The 4,852-nt window shown below is 58.3% G+C and carries 4 protein-coding genes and 1 pseudogene; 4 read left to right on the forward strand and 1 reads right to left on the reverse strand.

The features are described from left to right. The 4 genes and pseudogenes from AC1D1Z_RS34100 to AC1D1Z_RS34115 all read left to right on the forward strand — a co-directional run. Positions 1–219: pseudogene (locus tag AC1D1Z_RS34100) on the forward strand (ABC transporter permease); the annotation flags it as partial. A 45-nt stretch (positions 220–264) separates the two neighbouring features. Next, positions 265–1,305, forward strand: a complete 1,041-nt coding sequence (locus AC1D1Z_RS34105; protein ID WP_245458191.1) for a substrate-binding domain-containing protein — start codon at positions 265–267, stop codon at positions 1,303–1,305. A gap of 290 nt (positions 1,306–1,595) precedes the next feature. Then, entirely contained in the window at positions 1,596–2,507 is a 912-nt protein-coding gene (locus tag AC1D1Z_RS34110; protein WP_032990338.1) for an SMP-30/gluconolactonase/LRE family protein, read from the forward strand. A gap of 221 nt (positions 2,508–2,728) precedes the next feature. After that, entirely contained in the window at positions 2,729–3,715 is a 987-nt protein-coding gene (locus AC1D1Z_RS34115; protein WP_065277888.1) for a dienelactone hydrolase family protein, read from the forward strand. A 262-nt stretch (positions 3,716–3,977) separates the two neighbouring features. Here the strand turns inward: AC1D1Z_RS34115 and AC1D1Z_RS34120 are convergent. Continuing rightward, on the reverse strand, positions 3,978–4,852 hold an 875-nt coding region (locus AC1D1Z_RS34120; protein WP_477853225.1), incomplete at its 5' end, for a Bug family tripartite tricarboxylate transporter substrate binding protein.

Raw genomic sequence — 4,852 nt, forward strand, 5'->3', positions numbered from 1 at the left:
CTGCTGGGATCGGTGGCGGCCGTAGTCGTGGGCGGCACCCGGATTACCGGAGGCGTCACCTCGGTTTTCGGCACGGCGCTTGGCGCGCTGGTGCTCACCCTTGCCCAATCGGACCTGATACTTCTGCAGCTCAGCATTGGCGCTCAATACGTCATTCAGGGCCTGATCGTCCTGGGGACGGTCTGCCTGGTGGCGGCCCGGTCATCGAACAACAGATAGTCCGCAGCAGCGGACACAGAGACCTACAACAAGGAGGAGGAATGTATGCGACGAGGTAACGCGAAAAGACGGGCCGTGATGGTGGGCGGTCTGCTATTGGCGGCAGCGTTCGCTGGTGCGATGGCGACCGGGCCTGTGATGGCCGAGGATAAGATCACGATCGGTGTCGCCATGCCGTTCCAGGGCAATGGTTGGCAGAAGGGCTTCCTGGCTGCGGCCCAGTGGGCTGCAGCCGAACTGAATGCAAAGGGCAAGAAGGTTGAACTCAGCGTCGTCGATGCCGCAGGCGACCCGCAGACCCAGATCCAGCAGATCAACAACCTGACCCTGCAGGGGGTCGACTTCATCATTCTCGAACCCTTGTCGGATACGGCGCTGAATGGCGCGATCGACAATGCCGTCAATGCCGGCATTCCAGTGCTAACGACCGCGCTGGGCTCTGTTACCAACTCCAAGGCGGTCGATCTGCAGTTCGACTATGACGAACTAGGCGAAAAATATGTGAGCTACATCGCCGAACGGACGGGCGGCAAAGGCAATGCATTGAACATACGCGGATTGGCCGGAAACGCGGCCGAGCAAGCGATCCAGGATGCCTATGTCAAGGCACTGACGAAATATCCAGACATCAAGATCGTTGCGGAAGTTTACGGAGACTGGAACCAGTCCGTCGCCCAGCAGCGGGTCTCCGCTATTCTGCCAACACTGCCCGACGTGAACATCATTTTCTCCCAGGGCGTTGCAGCCTTCGGTGCGGCCCAGGCCTTCATGTCCGCTGGGCGCGACGTACCGCTGCAGATCTACGGCTTTGACGGCGTCGATGCCAACCTGCTTCTCGAGCTGAACGCGAAGTCTGGCTATCAATCGGTGGCGATCAATACCGACCCTGGTATTGGCAGCGTCGCAGTCAACGTGGCGGTTGCAAAGCTCAGYGGTATTGATGTGCCCATGAAGATGATTTCTCCCATCCCCACGATCACGCTGGAGGATCTCAAAACGACCTATAAGGGCATGGCCGACAGCGACATAGCCTGGGTGAAATACGACTATGACTGGACGCTTGCGAATGTCATTCACGCCAAGTAACCCGGAGACTGATTGAACGGTTTCCTCCCGGCACCGCGCCGCAGGGACGAAAGTCCGGCGGCGCGGATTGCTGGCTGCACGATCAGCCGCGTCGCCGACCAACACATGCAACGGCCGTGCAGATCCCGAAATGAACTCGCCTGTAGCTCGCTTCTTTCCGTTTTTGGCGCTCCTGACCGCGCGACAAAATCTCTGTGCGGGTCACACTGACAGCCGCGACGTGGGAAGGGATGAAAGACGCCCTCAATAGAGCTCGCCGCCCTAGGAAACAACATGACGAAAGGAGCAACATAGTGACTGAGCACTACGAGATTCTCGACAAGCGTTTCCACGATAAAGTCGCGGTGCTTTTTCCGCCGGAAGAGCTTTTCAACGCCGGCCTTTTCACCGAGGGCCCGGCCTATTTCCCGGCCGGCCGCTTTCTCCTTTTCACCGATCTTCCAAACGATCGCATCATGCGTCTGGACGAAACGGATGGATCAATCAGTGTATTTCGCCACGATTGCGGCCATCCAAACGGTCAAACCGTGGACCTTGAGGGCCGATTGCTCAGCTGTGAGCATCGCCACCGTCGTGTCAGTCGTACACAACACGACGGGAGCATCATCACCATCGCCGAAACCTGGCAGGGCAAAAAGCTGAACTCGCCAAATGACGTGGTCGTGACCTCTGACGGGGCAGTCTGGTTTACCGATCCGCCATATGGAATTCTGCATGATCTGGATGGTATGAAAGCCGAGTCAGAGATCAAGGCTTGCCATGTCTATCGCGTCGATCCGCATACCGGAGCCGTGGAGGCAAAGATCACCGATATGGTGATGCCGAACGGTCTGGCCTTTTCCCGCGACGAAAGCACACTTTATGTCGTCGACAGTGGCAAGAGCCATCACGAAAACGGCCCTGCGCACCTGCGGGCCTTCCAAGTCGATATCGACCACCGCATCACAGGCGGCAATGTCGTTGCAGAGTGCCCTGTCGGCATCTTTGACGGTTTAAGATTGGACAGCGACGATCATATCTGGATCAGCGCCGGGGATGGTGTCTATTGTTACGAGCCGGACGGCGGACTGCTGGGAACGATCAAGCTTGGAAAAATTGCAGCGAACCTTACCTTTGCCGGTCCCAGGCGCAACATCATGTACGTCTGCGCAACGAACTCGCTTTACCGAATTCGGCTCAAGATCAATGGCCGTAACCGCTAGGGAAGCATTCGCACGGTTCAGGTCGACAAACGCGCGATCGCCATTTTTTGAGGCAATGCCTCGAGGGCCGTTGCGAGACAAGTCCGCAGTTCGGCAGCAAATGCCACAAGAGGTCGGGCTTGCTGGTTGGCTGGCATTGTCAATCCGGCTCCGAGTTGAGGGAGTCATATGGTTTGGCGGCGTAACGTGCTAAGTTGAGCGCCAAGTCGGAGGTGCTTGACATGGCACGCGTCATCGGAGCCGCCCTCACTCTGTGCATCGTGGCACTGTTCGCAGCTTACGGACGCGCCGGGGAAGTCCGTCCGAAATTTCCCGCAGACGAGACATTGACAGTGCCATCGCTCACCCTGACGGACGAGCAGTTCTTGCAGGGGAATACGGCGAACGGAGTTGCTGTAACGCTGACTGGCCAGCTCCGATTCCCCAGTTGGAATGAGCATCTGCCGGCCGTCATTCTGCTCCATGGTTCCAATGGTGCTGCCAACAGCACGCCAGCAGTCCGATGGGGCGAATTTCTCAACAGAATGGGCATCGCCACGTTCCGCCTTGATAGTTTCGGCGGTCGAGGCATAGATCAGGTCGAGACAGACCAGTCGCGGCTGAGCTCTTTGGCACAATTCTACGATACCTATCGCGCCGTCGACGTGCTCGCGGCTCACCCGCGGATCGATCCATCACGCATCGCCGTGATGGGCTTTTCGCGCGGTGGCTCCGCCGCGCTCTATACCAGCCTGCGGCGCTTCCAAGCCCTCCATGGGTCGGCAAAGGCGCGCATTGCCGCACATCTTTCGTTCTATCCTGCGTGCAACATTCACTTTGTCGATGAACTCGACATTGCCGACGCACCAGTCCGCGAATTCCACGGCGCGGCGGATGACACGACCCTGGCTGTGGCGTGCCTTGATTACATCACGCGTCTCAACGCCGCCGGTAAGGACGCTGTCATGAGCGAGTATCCCGGCGCGCACCACGGGTTCGACAACCCCGATGCACGGTTGGTTTCCGTTGCCCAAAGCGCACAATCTTCTCGCAATTGTCAGCGCCGCGAGGAAGACGGCAGGATACTCAATGACGAGACTGGCAAGCCCTTCACCTTCAATGATGCTTGTGTGCAACTCGGCTCGACCGTGGGTTACGACAAAGCTGCGACCGAGGCAGCACAAGCCACAGTGAGGACGTTCTTGACGGGAGTATTTCGCCTCAACTGATCCGATGGCTAAGCATCGAGAGCGGGCTGCTGACAGAACTATCTGATTGAACGCGCTGTCATGAACCACATGTTGCGTCATTCAGACCGCAATGGGCTGGAAGGGAGGCGGTTCGCTCCGGGGGACTGCTTTTTTGAGCTACAAGACCGAGCTGGTGGCATTTGCTCCAAATAGCGGACAAGTTCTTCGTGCCCCAGACGAACGAGCTCAGCTCCGCGAGATGTTGCCTATCGCCACGTAGCGGCGATAGGCCGTGTGTGGATTACAGCGAAATACCAAGCTCGCGTATCAATGGCTGTAAAATCGCTTTGTCGTCATGCCAGCGCGTCAAGAACGATTGTGGATCACTCGCCGGCGCGCCCAAGCCAAGTTCCGCATATCGTGCTTTTACGGCTTCGTCCTGCAGGGCAAAGGCAAGCGCGCTGCTAAGACGATTGACCACTTCATCGGGCGTAGCACGTGGGACGATCATGCCCTGCCACGCCCCCGCGGTGAAACCCGGAAGAACCTTTTCATCGAATGTCGGGGTGTCTGGCAGAGCTGCCAAGCGCGATGCGGAAAATGTCGCGAGCGGCCTCAAGTCACCGGAGCGGATGACCTCGCGAGCCGTGGCATAGTCGATCACGATGGAGGGGACGACGCCGGCCAGAACGTCATTCAATGCCGGAGCCATGCCCCGGTAGCTGATGTGCTCGAGCTTCAGGCCGGCTTGACGTGCCAGCCTTTCCATTGCCAAATGCAAGGGGCTACCAACGCCCGGGCTAGCAAAGGCGATAGGCTGGGAGGTTGTCTTTGCCTGATCGATAAATTCTTTGACGGATTGGTACGGCTGGGCTTTCGAGACGGCCAACAGGATGTTGACGTCAGCATAGGCGCCAACGGGGCGGAAGTCCTTGTCCGGGTCGTATTGGAGATTTTTATATGCAACCGGGTTGATGATCAGGGTGCCGTTGTCGGCAGCACCGACCGTGAGGCCATCGGGATGGGCATGGGCGAGAGCGGTTGCGCCAATTGAGCTGCCGGCGCCGGGACGGTTGTCGACGATGATTGTCTGGCCAAGTTTCTGGGACATCGGGCCACTCAGCAGCCGTGCGATGAGGTCGGTCGCTCCCCCAGGTGGATAGCCCACAATCCATC

The organism is Rhizobium sp. P1_E1, assembly GCF_056406015.1.

Excerpts from the sequence above, each read along its gene's own strand:
- AC1D1Z_RS34115 (WP_065277888.1), top strand. The coding sequence starts at position 2,729 with ATGGCACGCGTCATCGGAGCCGCCCTCACTCTGTGCATCGTGGCACTG.